Here is a 14,752-nt window from a genome sequence, read left to right as displayed (position 1 = left end):
CATGGATATCAAACGCACGATCCTGATCGTCGCCCTGGCAATCGTGTCCTACGTTATGGTTCTTAAATGGAACCAGGACTATGGTCAGGCTGCCCTGCCGACTCAGAATGTTGCTTCCAGTACTACCGCACCGGGCTTACCGGATACGGCTACTGGCAATAATGCTTCTGTCAGTGACGACATTCCACGCGCCGCAAGCGATACCAGTGCCACTGCACCTGCTGAAACACCAGTAGCTGCAAGCAAAGACCTCATCCAGATCAAAACGGATGTGCTCAACCTGGCCGTCGATCCACAAGGTGGGGATGTTGCCCAGCTGACGCTGCCGCTGTATCCACGTCGCCAGGACCATCCGGATATCCCGTTCCAGTTGTTCGATAACGGCAACGAGCTGACTTATCTGGCTCAAAGCGGTTTGATCGGCACTGATGGTCCGGATGCAAGTCCTGCCGGTCGTCCGGTCTGGTCCTCGGAGAAAAAGGTTTACCAACTGGCTGACGGTCAGGACCAATTGGTCGTAGACCTGAAATTCAGCAAGGACGGCGTCAACTACATCAAGCGTTTCACTCTGAAACGCGGCCAGTACGATGTCGGCGTTTCCTACTTGATCGACAACGAAAGCGCCAAACCTTGGTCGGGTGCGATGTTCGCCCAACTGAAGCGTGATGCCAGCTCCGATCCTTCTTCCAGCACTGCCACCGGCACCGCGACTTACCTGGGCGCAGCCCTGTGGACAAGTAACGAGCCGTACAAGAAAGTGTCGATGAAGGACATGGACAAGGCTGCGCTGAAAGAAACCGTCAACGGTGGTTGGGTTGCCTGGTTGCAACACTACTTCGTGACTGCGTGGATTCCGGCGAAGGGCGAAAACAATGTCGTCCAGACCCGTAAAGACAGCAAAGGCAACTACATCATCGGCTATACCGCCCCGGCAATCACCGTTGCGCCAGGTGCGAAAGCTGAAGTCAGCGCTGTTCTGTACGCCGGGCCGAAAAGCCAGGCAGTACTGAAAGAGTTGTCCCCAGGTCTGGAATTGACCGTCGATTACGGCATTCTGTGGTTCATTGCCCAGCCAATCTTCTGGCTGTTGCAACATATCCACGCGCTGGTCGGTAACTGGGGCTGGTCGATCATCTTCCTGACCATGCTGATCAAAGGGATTTTCTTCCCTCTGTCGGCCGCCAGCTACAAATCCATGGCGCGCATGCGTGCAGTGGCTCCGAAACTGGCCGCGCTGAAAGAGCAACATGGCGATGACCGGCAGAAAATGTCGCAAGCCATGATGGAGCTGTACAAGAAAGAGAAGATCAATCCGCTGGGTGGTTGCTTGCCAATCCTCGTGCAGATGCCGGTATTCCTTTCGCTGTACTGGGTTCTGCTGGAAAGCGTTGAAATGCGCCAAGCGCCGTTCATGCTGTGGATCACTGACCTGTCGATCAAGGATCCGTTCTTCATTCTGCCGATCATCATGGGTGCAACCATGTTCATCCAGCAGCAGTTGAACCCGACACCTCCGGACCCGATGCAGGCCAAGGTAATGAAGCTGATGCCAATCATCTTCACCTTCTTCTTCCTGTGGTTCCCGGCTGGTCTGGTGCTGTACTGGGTAGTGAACAACTGCCTGTCCATCGCCCAACAGTGGTACATCACACGTAAAGTTGAAGCGGCTGCCAACGCAGCTGCCTGATTTACACTGTAGATAACCACTCAAAACGCCCCCTAGTGGGGCGTTTTGCTATCTGTCACTTTTGTCTGGATACCGGTTTATGAGCGCTCCTCGTGAAACCATCGCAGCTGTCGCGACCGCTCAAGGTCGAGGCGGCGTAGGCATTGTCCGAATTTCCGGACCGTTGGCGAGCCTTGCAGCCAAGGCCATCAGCGGTCGGGAACTGAAACCCCGGTTTGCCCATTACGGGCCGTTCCTCAGTGCAAACGAAGAGGTGCTGGACGAAGGCATCGCGTTGTATTTCCCGGGACCGAACTCCTTCACCGGCGAAGACGTGCTTGAACTGCAGGGCCATGGCGGGCCGATCGTTCTGGATATGCTGCTCAAACGTTGCCTGGAACTGGGCTGCCGTCTTGCCCGCCCCGGCGAATTCAGTGAGCGCGCCTTCCTCAACGATAAACTCGACCTGGCTCAGGCTGAAGCCATCGCCGACTTGATCGAGGCAAGTTCTGCACAAGCTGCACGCAACGCACTGCGTTCCTTGCAGGGCGCCTTTTCCCAGCGTGTGCATAACCTCACGGAGCAACTGATAGGCCTGCGCATCTATGTCGAGGCGGCCATCGACTTTCCAGAGGAAGAAATCGACTTCCTTGCCGATGGTCATGTCTTGGCCATGCTCGACAAAGTACGCGATGAATTATCCACAGTGTTGCGCGAAGCCGGGCAAGGCGCCTTGCTCCGGGACGGGATGACGGTGGTAATTGCCGGTCGGCCGAATGCTGGTAAGTCCAGCTTGTTGAATGCCCTGGCGGGGCGGGAAGCGGCGATCGTGACCGAAATTGCGGGCACAACCCGGGACATTCTTCGCGAACATATCCACATTGATGGCATGCCGCTGCACGTGGTTGATACCGCTGGTCTGCGAGATACTGACGATCACGTGGAAAAAATCGGTGTTGAACGCGCGTTGAAAGCCATCGGTGAAGCGGATCGCGTGTTGCTGGTCGTCGATGCGACAGCTCCTGAAGCGTCAGACCCCTTCGCATTGTGGCCGGAATTCCTCGAAATCCGCCCCGATCCAGCGAAAGTCACGCTGATCCGGAACAAAGCGGATCTCACCGGCGAAGCCATTGCCCTGGAAATCAGTGAAGATGGCCACGTCACGATCAGCTTGAGTGCCAAGTCTGCGGGCGAAGGTCTGGAGTTACTGCGCGAACACCTCAAGGCTTGCATGGGTTACGAGCAAACCTCAGAGAGCAGCTTCAGTGCACGCAGGCGTCACCTTGAGGCACTCCGTCATGCCAGCGCATCTCTTGAGCACGGCCGCACGCAGTTGACCCTGGCAGGTGCCGGCGAGTTGCTGGCCGAGGATTTACGTCAGGCTCAGCACTCGCTGGGTGAAATCACCGGTGCATTCAGCTCTGATGATCTGTTGGGACGAATCTTTTCCAGCTTCTGTATCGGTAAATAGCCCTTTCGTTGTTCACAGACAGGACATTCGCGCCTGTCTGCTCCCTCCTTTTTTGTAAATTTTCCAGCAGTGCCGAGCTGATTGTTTCTGCTTGAGCGGCTTTTCCGTATCCGGGATTTGCTCAATCCAGGTTTTTCTGTGGATTAAGCCCTGTGAATAACTGCGTCTAAGGGCAGTTGATAACATGGCCTAAAAACTGAAGATAACCGCCTCTGTGGATAACCACCGCTTTCATCCACAGGCTTAAACCGGTTATCCAAGGGCCTCGTTGCCACATGACCACAGGGTTTTGAATCTCTGTACATATTGATAATAAAGGCCTGTAGCAATCTATCCACAGAAAGGCACCTCAGTAGAAATAAACATAAAAACAAAGATTTAATAAATTTCTCTCTTTTTAATTTCTATAACCCCGACTTCTCCACAGCTGGTTAAATTTTGTGCAAAGGGTTCTTTAGGAAGGACGAAGTCCCTATACTTGCCGACCAGGTCCAGAAACCTGAGCTCAAACCATTTCTGATTACCTAACTGAAGCAGGCACGAGGTGCGTGGTGGATTTCCCTTCCCGTTTTGAAGTGATCGTCATCGGCGGCGGTCATGCCGGTACCGAGGCAGCACTGGCCTCAGCACGTATGGGTGCAAAAACCCTGTTGCTGACGCATAACGTGGAAACCCTCGGAGCAATGAGTTGCAACCCCGCCATTGGCGGGATCGGTAAAAGCCATCTGGTCAAAGAAATCGACGCCCTTGGCGGCGCGATGGCCATGGCAACCGATAAAGGCGGCATCCAGTTTCGCGTGTTGAACAGCCGCAAAGGCCCGGCCGTGCGTGCAACTCGCGCTCAGGCAGATCGGGTTCTGTACAAAGCCGCTGTCCGCGAAGCCTTGGAGAACCAGCCGAACCTGTGGATATTTCAGCAAGCCGCTGACGACTTGATCGTCGAGCAGGAACAAGTGCGTGGTGTTGTCACCCAAATGGGCCTGCGTTTCTTCGCGGACTCTGTGGTGTTGACCACTGGCACCTTCCTCGGCGGACTTATCCACATCGGAATGCAGAATTACTCCGGTGGTCGAGCCGGTGATCCGCCATCGATCGCCCTGGCTCACCGTCTGCGTGAATTGCCACTGCGTGTAGGTCGCCTGAAAACCGGTACGCCACCACGCATCGACGGTCGTTCCGTGGATTTCTCGGTCATGACCGAGCAAGCAGGTGACACACCGATCCCGGTGATGTCGTTCATGGGGTCCAAAGAGCAGCATCCAAAACAGGTGAGCTGCTGGATTACCCACACGAACGCCCGGACTCACGAAATCATTGCCTCCAACCTTGATCGTTCGCCGATGTATTCCGGGGTGATCGAAGGCATCGGCCCGCGTTATTGCCCGTCGATCGAAGATAAGATCCATCGCTTTGCCGACAAGGAAAGCCATCAGGTCTTTATCGAGCCGGAAGGTTTGACCACCCACGAGCTGTATCCGAACGGGATATCCACCTCCTTGCCGTTCGACGTGCAATTGCAGATCGTGCAGTCGATCCGTGGCATGGAAAACGCGCACATCGTTCGACCTGGCTACGCCATCGAGTACGACTACTTCGACCCGCGTGACCTGAAGTACAGCCTGGAAACCAAAGTGATAGGCGGCCTGTTTTTCGCAGGGCAAATCAATGGCACCACCGGTTACGAAGAAGCCGGCGCCCAGGGTTTGCTGGCCGGTGCCAACGCTGCACTGCGCGCACAAGGCAAAGAGGCCTGGTGCCCGCGCCGCGACGAGGCGTACATCGGTGTATTGGTCGACGACCTGATTACCCTCGGTACTCAAGAGCCGTACCGGATGTTTACTTCCCGTGCCGAGTACCGCCTGATCCTGCGCGAAGACAACGCGGACTTGCGTTTGACCGAAAAAGGTCGCGAGCTGGGTCTGGTCGATGACGCGCGTTGGGCGGCATTCTGCAAAAAACGTGAAAGCATCGACCTGGAAGAACAGCGTCTGAAAAGTACTTGGGTTCGCCCTGGCACCGAGCAGGGCGATGCAATTTCCGAAAAGTTCGGCACTCCGCTGACCCACGAATACAATTTGCTCAACCTCTTGAGCCGTCCGGAAATCGACTACGCTGGCCTGATCGCCGTGACTGGCGGGGGTGCAGATGATCCGCAGGTCGCCGAACAGGTCGAAATCAAGACCAAGTACGCCGGTTACATCGACCGTCAACAGGATGAAATTGCACGTCTGCGGGCCAGCGAAGATACAAAACTGCCTGTGGATATCGATTACACGAATATTTCCGGTCTCTCCAAAGAGATCCAGAGCAAGCTCGGTGCGACCCGTCCAGAGACCCTGGGCCAGGCGTCACGTATCCCGGGCGTAACCCCGGCAGCCATTTCGCTGTTGATGATTCATTTGAAAAAACGCGGCGCGGGCCGTCAGTTGGAGCAAAGCGCTTGAGTTCGTTGGTCACCTCGCAACACGCCGAAGAGTTATCCACAGGTGCTCGCCAGCTCGGTGTCACACTGACAGAAACCCAGCACGCGCAGCTGCTGGGTTATCTGGCCCTGTTGATCAAATGGAACAAGGCCTACAACCTGACCGCCGTGCGCGATCCGGACGAAATGGTCTCTCGTCACTTGCTCGATAGTTTGAGCGTGATGTCGTTCATCGAAAACGGTCGTTGGCTGGACGTCGGCAGCGGCGGCGGCATGCCGGGCATTCCGTTGGCCATCCTGTTTCCAGAGTCCCAAGTGACCTGCCTGGACAGCAACGGCAAGAAAACCCGCTTCCTGACCCAGGTCAAACTCGAACTCAAACTGGATAACCTGCAAGTTATCCACAGTCGCGTCGAAGCCTTCCAGCCTGCACAGCCGTTCAACGGGATCATTTCCCGGGCGTTCAGCAGCATGGAGAACTTCAGCAACTGGACTCGCCACCTCGGCGACGCCGATACACGTTGGTTGGCAATGAAGGGCGTTCATCCGGCTGATGAGCTGGTAGCATTGCCGGCAGACTTCCACCTCGATAGCGAACACGCCCTGGCCGTACCTGGTTGCCAAGGCCAACGCCATCTGCTGATACTGCGCCGCACGGCATGATTGGGAACACAAGCAAGAATGGCTAAGGTATTCGCGATTGCGAACCAAAAGGGTGGTGTGGGTAAAACCACCACCTGCATCAACCTCGCAGCTTCCCTGGTCGCTACCAAGCGTCGGGTACTGCTGATCGATCTCGATCCACAGGGCAACGCCACCATGGGTAGCGGTGTGGATAAACACGGTCTGGAAAACTCGGTCTACGACCTGCTGATCGGTGAATGCGACCTGGCCCAGGCCATGCACTTCTCCGAACACGGTGGTTACCAGTTGTTGCCGGCTAACCGTGACCTGACGGCGGCTGAAGTGGTTCTGCTGGAAATGCAGATGAAGGAAAGCCGCCTGCGCAGTGCGTTGGCGCCGATCCGTGAAAACTACGATTACATTTTGATCGACTGCCCGCCGTCGTTATCGATGCTGACGCTGAACGCACTGGTTGCCGCCGATGGGGTGATTATCCCAATGCAGTGCGAGTACTTCGCGCTCGAAGGTCTGAGCGACCTTGTGGATAACATCAAGCGCATCGCCGAACTGCTGAACCCGAATCTGAAAGTCGAAGGTTTGTTGCGGACCATGTACGACCCGCGCCTGAGCCTGATGAACGATGTGTCCGCACAGCTCAAGGAACACTTCGGCGAGCAGCTCTACGACACCGTGATTCCGCGCAACATCCGCCTGGCCGAAGCTCCTAGTTACGGGATGCCGGCATTGGCGTACGACAAGTCATCGCGGGGCGCCATTGCCTATCTGGCTTTGGCGGGCGAGATGGTTCGCCGTCAACGCAAAAACTCACGCACCGCCGCTGCTCAGGCAACTTAAGGAATCCCCATGGCCGTCAAGAAACGAGGTCTCGGACGTGGACTGGATGCACTGCTGAGTGGTCCGACTGTCAGCTCGCTGGAAGAACAAGCGGTTCAAGCCGATCAACGTGAGTTGCAGCACCTGCCCCTGGATTTGATCCAGCGTGGCAAGTACCAACCCCGTCGGGATATGGATCCTCAAGCGCTGGAAGAACTGGCGCAGTCGATCAAGGCCCAGGGCGTGATGCAGCCGATCGTGGTCCGCCCGATCGGTAGTGGTCGCTTCGAAATCATCGCCGGCGAACGCCGCTGGCGCGCGAGCCAGCAGGCCGGCCAGGAAACCATCCCGGCGATGGTTCGTGATGTACCGGATGAAACGGCCATCGCCATGGCGCTGATCGAGAACATCCAGCGTGAAGACCTCAATCCGATCGAAGAAGCCGTGGCGTTGCAGCGTTTGCAGCACGAATTCCAGCTGACTCAGCAACAGGTTGCCGAAGCGGTGGGCAAATCCCGCGTGACCGTGGCCAACCTGCTACGCTTGATCGCGTTGCCGGAGGTTATCAAAACCATGCTGTCGCACGGTGACCTGGAAATGGGTCATGCGCGGGCTTTGCTCGGTTTACCGGAGAATCAACAGGTAGAAGGGGCGCGACACGTTGTCGCACGGGGGCTGACTGTGCGCCAGACTGAAGCACTGGTTCGCCAGTGGTTGAGTGGCAAACAGGAACCTGCCGAACCGGTAAAACCGGACCCGGATATAGCCCGACTTGAACAGCGTCTGGCCGAGCGCCTAGGCTCTGCGGTGCAGATTCGCCACGGTAAGAAGGGGAAGGGGCAGTTGGTGATTGGTTACAACTCCCTCGACGAGTTACAGGGTGTGCTTGCACACATTCGTTGAAACATTTCCTCATGTAGCGTGCAGTCGGAAATCACTACCTGACAGTTGAATAGGGGCTGAACCGCCCCTATACTCTGCGCGCATTTTGTCGGCACAAATTATGCCAAGTTATTGAATTCTGGCAGCCGATCATTGGGGAGCAAAAACGATGGAGAGCCGCACGCCAAACCGCTTGCCGTTCCATCGCCTGGCAGTTTTTCCGGTCTTACTGGCTCAATTTGTCGTTTTGGTACTGGCCGCCCTGGCGCTCTGGTACTGGCATGGAGTCGTAGCCGGGTACTCAGGACTCTGCGGAGGCCTGATAGCCTTGCTTCCCAATGTTTATTTCGCTCACAGGGCATTTCGGTTTTCCGGCGCCCGAGCAGCTCAAGCCATCGTCCGGTCATTTTATGCCGGCGAGGCGGGCAAACTGATTTTGACGGCAGTGCTCTTTGCATTGACGTTTGCAGGTGTGAAGCCATTGGCGCCGCTAGCTGTATTCGGCGTCTTCGTGTTGACCCAACTGGTCAGCTGGTTCGCGCCCCTGCTGATGAGAACAAGACTTTCGAGACCTTAGGGCGTTTGAGGCAACCATGGCAGAGACAACCGCTTCGGGCTATATCCAGCACCACTTGCAGAACCTGACCTTCGGTCAGCACCCAACTGGCGGGTGGGGTTTTGCCCACACCGCAGCAGAAGCCAAGGAAATGGGCTTCTGGGCTTTCCACGTCGATACTCTCGGCTGGTCGGTCGCGTTGGGTCTGATCTTCGTTCTTCTTTTCCGCATGGCGGCAAAGAAGGCGACTTCCGGTCAGCCTGGTGCTTTGCAGAACTTCGTTGAAGTATTGGTCGAATTCGTCGATGGCAGCGTGAAAGACAGCTTCCATGGCCGTAGCCCGGTGATTGCACCGCTGGCACTGACCATCTTCGTCTGGGTCTTCCTGATGAACGCCGTCGACCTGATCCCGGTCGACTGGATTCCTCAGCTGGCCATCCTGATCACTGGCGATTCGCACATTCCGTTCCGTGCCGTATCGACCACTGACCCGAACGCTACCCTGGGCATGGCCCTGTCGGTGTTCGCGTTGATCATTTTCTACAGCATCAAGGTCAAGGGCATCGGCGGCTTCCTCGGCGAACTGACCCTGCACCCGTTCGGCAGCAAGAACATCTTCGTTCAAGCCCTGCTGATTCCGGTGAACTTCCTGCTGGAGTTCGTGACGCTGGTGGCCAAGCCAATTTCCCTGGCACTGCGTCTGTTCGGCAACATGTACGCCGGCGAGCTGGTCTTCATTCTGATTGCTGTGATGTTCGGCAGTGGTCTGCTCTGGCTTAGCGGCCTGGGCATTGTTCTGCAGTGGGCGTGGGCTGTGTTCCACATCCTGATCATCACCCTGCAGGCGTTTATCTTCATGATGTTGACCATCGTTTACCTGTCGATGGCGCACGAAGAGAACCATTAAGACCAGTCTCGACTAGTCTGATGTCCCACTCGGTCAAACGAGTGGGTGCCCGAACAGGGCTATGAAACGATTTGTTTTACCGCTTTAAAATCTAAAAAACCTAAACCATACGACGTAAAAGTCGGGAGGAAAGATGGAAACTGTAGTTGGTCTAACCGCTATCGCTGTTGCACTGTTGATCGGCCTGGGCGCACTGGGTACCGCAATTGGTTTCGGCCTGTTGGGTGGCAAGTTCCTGGAAGGCGCAGCGCGTCAGCCAGAAATGGTTCCGATGCTGCAAGTTAAAATGTTCATCGTTGCCGGTCTGCTCGACGCCGTAACCATGATCGGTGTTGGTATCGCTCTGTTCTTCACCTTCGCGAACCCATTCGTTGGTCAACTCGCTGGCTAATTACTCGAACCTTCGAGTAGTTGGTGTGATGTGTAACGAACGAGCGAGGTGTTGGCGTGAACATTAATGCAACCCTGATTGGCCAGTCCGTTGCGTTCTTCATTTTTGTACTGTTTTGCATGAAGTTCGTGTGGCCTCCGGTCATCGCGGCTTTGCACGAACGTCAGAAGAAGATTGCGGATGGACTGGACGCTGCCGCCCGAGCAGCTCGCGACCTGGAATTGGCCCAAGATAAAGCGGGTCAACAACTGCGCGAAGCTAAAGCTCAGGCAGCCGAAATCATTGAGCAAGCCAAGAAACGCGGTAACCAGATCGTTGAAGAGGCTGTTGAAAAAGCCCGTATCGACGCTGACCGTGTGAAGGTTCAGGCTCAGGCCGAGATCGAACAGGAACTGAACAGTGTCAAAGACGCGCTGCGTGCCCAACTGGGTAGCCTGGCAGTCTCCGGCGCCGAGAAGATCCTGGGTTCCACAATCGATCAAAACGCGCACGCGGAGCTGGTAAACAAACTGGCTGCTGAAATTTAAGCGAGGGCGATCATGGCAGAATTGACCACGTTGGCCCGACCTTACGCTAAGGCAGCCTTCGAGCACGCCCAGGCCCACCAGCAACTGGCCTCTTGGTCAGCCATGCTCGGCCTGGCTGCAGCAGTGTCGCAAGACGACACTATGCAGCGCGTGCTCAAGGCCCCGCGACTGACGAGCGCAGACAAGGCCGCCACGTTTATTGACGTGTGCGGCGACAAGTTTGATGCCAAGGCACAGAACTTCATTAACGTCGTTGCCGAAAACGACCGTCTCCCGCTTTTGCCGGAGATCGCCGCTCTGTTTGACCTGTACAAGGCCGAACAAGAGAAATCGGTAGACGTTGAAGTGACCAGTGCTTTTGCATTGAACCAAGAACAGCAAGACAAACTCGCCAAGGTTCTCAGTGCACGACTCAACCGGGAAGTGCGCCTGCAAGTCGAGGAAGACAAATCCCTTATTGGGGGCATTGTCATCCGCGCCGGCGACCTGGTTATCGATGGCTCGGTTCGCGGCAAACTCGCGAACCTTGCCGAAGCATTGAAATCTTGAGTTTGAAGGGGCAGCAGAGCAATGCAGCAACTCAATCCTTCCGAAATAAGTGAAATTATCAAGGGCCGCATCGACAAGCTCGATGTGACCTCCCAAGCCCGTAACGAAGGCACTGTCGTCAGCGTATCTGACGGTATCGTGCGGATTCACGGTCTGGCCGACGTCATGTACGGCGAGATGATCGAGTTTCCGGGCGGCGTCTTCGGTATGGCTCTCAACCTGGAGCAAGACTCTGTAGGTGCCGTTGTATTGGGTGCATACCAGTCTCTGGCTGAAGGCATGAGCGCCAAGTGCACTGGCCGCATCCTCGAAGTTCCGGTTGGTAAGGAACTGCTGGGTCGCGTAGTCGACGCACTGGGTAACCCGATTGATGGCAAAGGTCCGCTGAACAACACCTTGACCGATGCGGTCGAGAAAGTTGCTCCAGGCGTGATCTGGCGTAAGTCGGTAGACCAGCCTGTACAGACTGGCTACAAGGCTGTCGATGCCATGATCCCTGTCGGCCGTGGCCAGCGTGAGCTGATCATCGGTGACCGTCAGATCGGTAAAACCGCTCTGGCGATCGACGCGATCATCAACCAGAAAAACAGCGGAATCTTCTGCGTCTATGTAGCCATCGGTCAGAAACAATCGACCATCGCTAACATTGTTCGCAAGCTGGAAGAAAACGGCGCACTGGCTAACACCATCATCGTGGCAGCGAGCGCTTCGGAATCTGCAGCACTGCAATACCTGGCACCTTATGCCGGTTGCACCATGGGTGAATTCTTCCGCGACCGCGGTGAAGACGCGCTGATCGTTTATGACGATCTGTCCAAGCAAGCAGTGGCTTATCGCCAGATCTCCCTGCTGCTGCGCCGTCCACCAGGCCGTGAAGCTTACCCAGGCGACGTGTTCTATCTCCACTCCCGTCTGCTGGAGCGCGCATCCCGCGTTTCGGAAGAGTATGTAGAGAAGTTCACCAACGGCGCAGTGACCGGCAAAACCGGTTCCCTGACCGCACTGCCGATCATCGAAACCCAGGCTGGTGACGTTTCCGCGTTCGTTCCGACCAACGTGATCTCCATCACCGACGGTCAGATCTTCCTGGAATCGGCCATTTTCAACTCCGGGATCCGTCCTGCAGTGAACGCCGGTGTTTCGGTATCCCGTGTGGGGGGTGCCGCTCAGACCAAGATCATCAAGAAGCTCTCCGGTGGTATCCGTACCGCTCTGGCTCAGTACCGTGAACTGGCGGCATTCGCCCAGTTTGCATCTGACCTGGACGAAGCGACCCGTAAGCAACTTGACCATGGTCAGCGCGTTACCGAGCTGATGAAGCAGAAGCAATACGCACCAATGTCGATTGCTGACATGGCGCTGTCGCTGTATGCCGCTGAGCGTGGGTTCTTGACTGACGTCGCAATCGCCAAGATCGGTAGCTTTGAACAAGCGCTGATTTCCTTCTTCAACCGCGATCACGCCGATTTGATGGCGAAGATCAACGTGAAGGGCGACTTCAACGACGAAATCGATGCGGGCATGAAAGCCGGTATCGAGAAGTTCAAGGCGACCCAAACCTGGTAAGCCGCAGCGGGAGCCGCAAGGCTCCCGCTTGCTAACCTGATAGGTGTTACATGGCAGGCGCAAAAGAGATTCGCAGTAAGATTGCGAGCATCAAAAGCACGCAAAAGATTACCAGCGCCATGGAAAAAGTGGCGGTCAGTAAAATGCGCAGGGCACAAATGCGCATGGCTGCTAGCCGTCCTTATGCGGAGCGCATCCGCCAGGTTATTGGTCATTTGGCCAACGCCAACCCGGAATATCGCCACCCGTTCATGATCGAGCGTGAAGTAAAGCGCGTCGGTTACGTTGTGGTGAGCTCTGACCGTGGTTTGTGTGGTGGTTTGAATACCAACCTGTTCAAGGCCTTGGTCAAGGACATGGCGGTAAACCGCGAAAACGGCGTCGAGATTGATCTGTGTGTAGTGGGTAGCAAGGGTGCGGCTTTCTTCCGCAACTTCGGCGGCAACGTCGTAGCAGCTATCAGCCACTTGGGTGAAGAGCCGTCGATCAATGACCTGATCGGCAGCGTCAAGGTGATGCTGGATGCCTACCTGGACGGCCGTATTGACCGCCTGTCCGTGGTATCCAACAAGTTCGTCAACACCATGACGCAACAGCCTACCGTGGAGCAGTTGGTTCCGCTGGTGGCAACCCCGGATCAAGGACTCAAGCACCACTGGGACTATCTCTACGAACCGGACGCCAAAGAGCTGCTTGACGGCTTGATGGTTCGTTACGTGGAGTCGCAGGTCTACCAGGCGGTGGTCGAGAACAACGCGGCTGAACAAGCTGCGCGGATGATCGCGATGAAGAACGCTACCGACAACGCCGGTGATTTGATCAGCGATTTGCAGCTGATCTACAACAAGGCGCGTCAGGCTGCGATCACCCAAGAGATCTCGGAAATCGTCGGCGGCGCTGCCGCGGTTTAACGGTTCAAATATTCAGAGGATCCAGCTATGAGTAGCGGACGTATCGTTCAAATCATCGGCGCCGTTATCGACGTGGAATTCCCACGCGACAGCGTACCGAGCATCTACAACGCGCTGACTGTACAAAGCGCGGCCGCAACCACTCTGGAAGTTCAGCAACAGCTGGGCGACGGCGTGGTTCGTACCATTGCGATGGGCTCCACCGAGGGCTTGAAGCGTGGTCTGGACGTCATCGACTCCGGTTCCGCCATCTCCGTACCGGTCGGTAAAGCGACTCTGGGCCGGATCATGGACGTTCTGGGCAACCCGATCGACGAAGCTGGCCCGATCGACACCGAAGAGCGCTGGGGCATTCACCGTCCTGCGCCAACCTTCGCTGAACAAGCGGGCGGCAACGACCTGCTGGAAACCGGCATCAAGGCCATCGACCTTGTTTGCCCGTTCACCAAGGGTGGTAAAGTCGGTCTGTTCGGTGGTGCCGGTGTAGGCAAAACCGTAAACATGATGGAATTGATCCGTAACATCGCCATCGAGCACAGCGGTTATTCCGTGTTCGCCGGTGTGGGTGAGCGTACTCGTGAGGGTAACGACTTCTACCACGAGATGAAGGATTCCAACGTTCTGGACAAAGTGGCACTGGTTTACGGTCAGATGAACGAGCCGCCGGGTAACCGTCTGCGCGTAGCACTGACCGGCCTGACCATGGCCGAGAAGTTCCGTGACGAAGGTAACGACGTTCTGCTGTTCGTCGACAACATCTATCGTTACACCTTGGCCGGTACTGAAGTATCCGCACTGCTGGGCCGTATGCCTTCCGCAGTAGGTTACCAGCCGACCCTGGCCGAAGAGATGGGTACTCTGCAAGAGCGTATCACTTCGACCAAAAACGGTTCGATCACCTCGATCCAAGCGGTATACGTACCTGCGGATGACTTGACTGACCCGTCGCCAGCGACCACTTTCGCCCACTTGGACGCCACCGTCGTTCTGTCCCGTGACATCGCTTCCCTGGGTATCTACCCGGCAATCGATCCACTCGACTCGACTTCGCGCCAGCTGGACCCGAACGTAATCGGCCAGGACCACTACGACACTGCTCGCGGTGTACAGTACGTTCTGCAGCGTTACAAAGAACTGAAGGACATCATTGCGATTCTGGGTATGGACGAGCTGTCGGAAGAAGACAAGCAGTTGGTAAACCGTGCTCGTAAGATCCAGCGTTTCTTGTCGCAGCCGTTCTTCGTGGCTGAAGTCTTCACCGGTTCTTCGGGTAAATACGTTTCCCTGAAAGACACCATTGCTGGCTTCAAAGGCATCCTCAACGGTGACTACGACCACCTGCCAGAACAAGCGTTCTACATGGTCGGCGGCATCGAAGAAGCGATCGAGAAAGCCAAGAAACTGTAATCCCGGCGCCCGGAAACGGGCGCTAATTTAGGTTGAGGC

Annotated in this window: 14 protein-coding genes; all 14 read left to right on the top strand. The window is 56.1% G+C overall.

Annotated elements, in window-relative coordinates; all coding sequences use genetic code 11:
* The first annotated feature begins 1 nt into the window (after nucleotide 1).
* The 14 genes from yidC to atpD all read left to right on the top strand — a co-directional run bounded on the left by yidC (nucleotide 2) and on the right by atpD (nucleotide 14,713).
* On the top strand, nucleotides 2-1,687 hold the full coding sequence (gene yidC, locus PMI22_RS05765) for a membrane protein insertase YidC (RefSeq protein ID WP_007948101.1): 1,686 nt from the start codon (nucleotides 2-4) through the stop codon (nucleotides 1,685-1,687).
* Between the two features lie 79 nt (nucleotides 1,688-1,766).
* A complete protein-coding gene (gene mnmE, locus PMI22_RS05770) occupies nucleotides 1,767-3,137 on the top strand; it encodes a tRNA uridine-5-carboxymethylaminomethyl(34) synthesis GTPase MnmE (RefSeq protein WP_007948100.1) in 1,371 nt (456 codons plus the stop codon).
* 551 nt (nucleotides 3,138-3,688) lie between these two features.
* Complete coding sequence (gene mnmG, locus PMI22_RS05775; protein WP_007948099.1) at nucleotides 3,689-5,581, top strand: tRNA uridine-5-carboxymethylaminomethyl(34) synthesis enzyme MnmG; 1,893 nt, start codon at nucleotides 3,689-3,691, stop codon at nucleotides 5,579-5,581.
* A complete protein-coding gene (rsmG, locus tag PMI22_RS05780; protein ID WP_007948096.1) occupies nucleotides 5,578-6,222 on the top strand; it encodes a 16S rRNA (guanine(527)-N(7))-methyltransferase RsmG in 645 nt (214 codons plus the stop codon). The genes mnmG and rsmG overlap by 4 nt, the downstream gene beginning before the upstream one ends.
* 18 nt (nucleotides 6,223-6,240) lie before the next feature.
* Entirely contained in the window at nucleotides 6,241-7,038 is a 798-nt protein-coding gene (locus tag PMI22_RS05785; RefSeq protein WP_007948095.1) for a ParA family protein, read from the top strand.
* Between the two features lie 9 nt (nucleotides 7,039-7,047).
* Nucleotides 7,048-7,920, top strand: coding sequence for a ParB/RepB/Spo0J family partition protein (locus tag PMI22_RS05790; RefSeq protein WP_007948093.1), 873 nt, complete (start codon nucleotides 7,048-7,050; stop codon nucleotides 7,918-7,920).
* A 148-nt stretch (nucleotides 7,921-8,068) separates the two neighbouring features.
* Complete coding sequence (locus PMI22_RS05795) at nucleotides 8,069-8,476, top strand: F0F1 ATP synthase subunit I (protein WP_007948092.1); 408 nt, start codon at nucleotides 8,069-8,071, stop codon at nucleotides 8,474-8,476.
* Between the two features lie 16 nt (nucleotides 8,477-8,492).
* Nucleotides 8,493-9,362, top strand: coding sequence for a F0F1 ATP synthase subunit A (gene atpB / locus PMI22_RS05800; RefSeq protein ID WP_007948091.1), 870 nt, complete (start codon nucleotides 8,493-8,495; stop codon nucleotides 9,360-9,362).
* A 133-nt stretch (nucleotides 9,363-9,495) separates the two neighbouring features.
* Nucleotides 9,496-9,753 carry a F0F1 ATP synthase subunit C gene (gene atpE / locus PMI22_RS05805; protein ID WP_002555987.1) on the top strand — a complete coding sequence of 86 codons (258 nt, stop codon included), beginning with the start codon at nucleotides 9,496-9,498 and terminating at the stop codon, nucleotides 9,751-9,753.
* Nucleotides 9,754-9,809: 56 nt separating this feature from the next.
* Nucleotides 9,810-10,280 (top strand): F0F1 ATP synthase subunit B, encoded by a 471-nt coding sequence (locus PMI22_RS05810; RefSeq protein ID WP_007948090.1) that lies wholly within the window; start codon nucleotides 9,810-9,812, stop codon nucleotides 10,278-10,280.
* Nucleotides 10,281-10,292: 12 nt separating this feature from the next.
* Entirely contained in the window at nucleotides 10,293-10,829 is a 537-nt protein-coding gene (locus tag PMI22_RS05815) for a F0F1 ATP synthase subunit delta (RefSeq protein ID WP_007948089.1), read from the top strand.
* Nucleotides 10,830-10,850: 21 nt separating this feature from the next.
* On the top strand, nucleotides 10,851-12,395 hold the full coding sequence (gene atpA, locus PMI22_RS05820; protein WP_007948088.1) for a F0F1 ATP synthase subunit alpha: 1,545 nt from the start codon (nucleotides 10,851-10,853) through the stop codon (nucleotides 12,393-12,395).
* A gap of 50 nt (nucleotides 12,396-12,445) precedes the next feature.
* Nucleotides 12,446-13,306: a F0F1 ATP synthase subunit gamma gene (atpG, locus tag PMI22_RS05825; protein ID WP_007948087.1), complete on the top strand. Its 861-nt coding sequence runs from the start codon at nucleotides 12,446-12,448 to the stop codon at nucleotides 13,304-13,306.
* Nucleotides 13,307-13,333: 27 nt separating this feature from the next.
* Nucleotides 13,334-14,713 (top strand): F0F1 ATP synthase subunit beta, encoded by a 1,380-nt coding sequence (gene atpD / locus PMI22_RS05830; protein ID WP_007948086.1) that lies wholly within the window; start codon nucleotides 13,334-13,336, stop codon nucleotides 14,711-14,713.
* Nucleotides 14,714-14,752 lie beyond the last annotated feature (39 nt).

This window comes from Pseudomonas sp. GM21 (genome assembly GCF_000282215.1).
Lineage (GTDB): Bacteria > Pseudomonadota > Gammaproteobacteria > Pseudomonadales > Pseudomonadaceae > Aquipseudomonas.
This window is presented reverse-complemented; position numbering and strand designations above follow the sequence as displayed.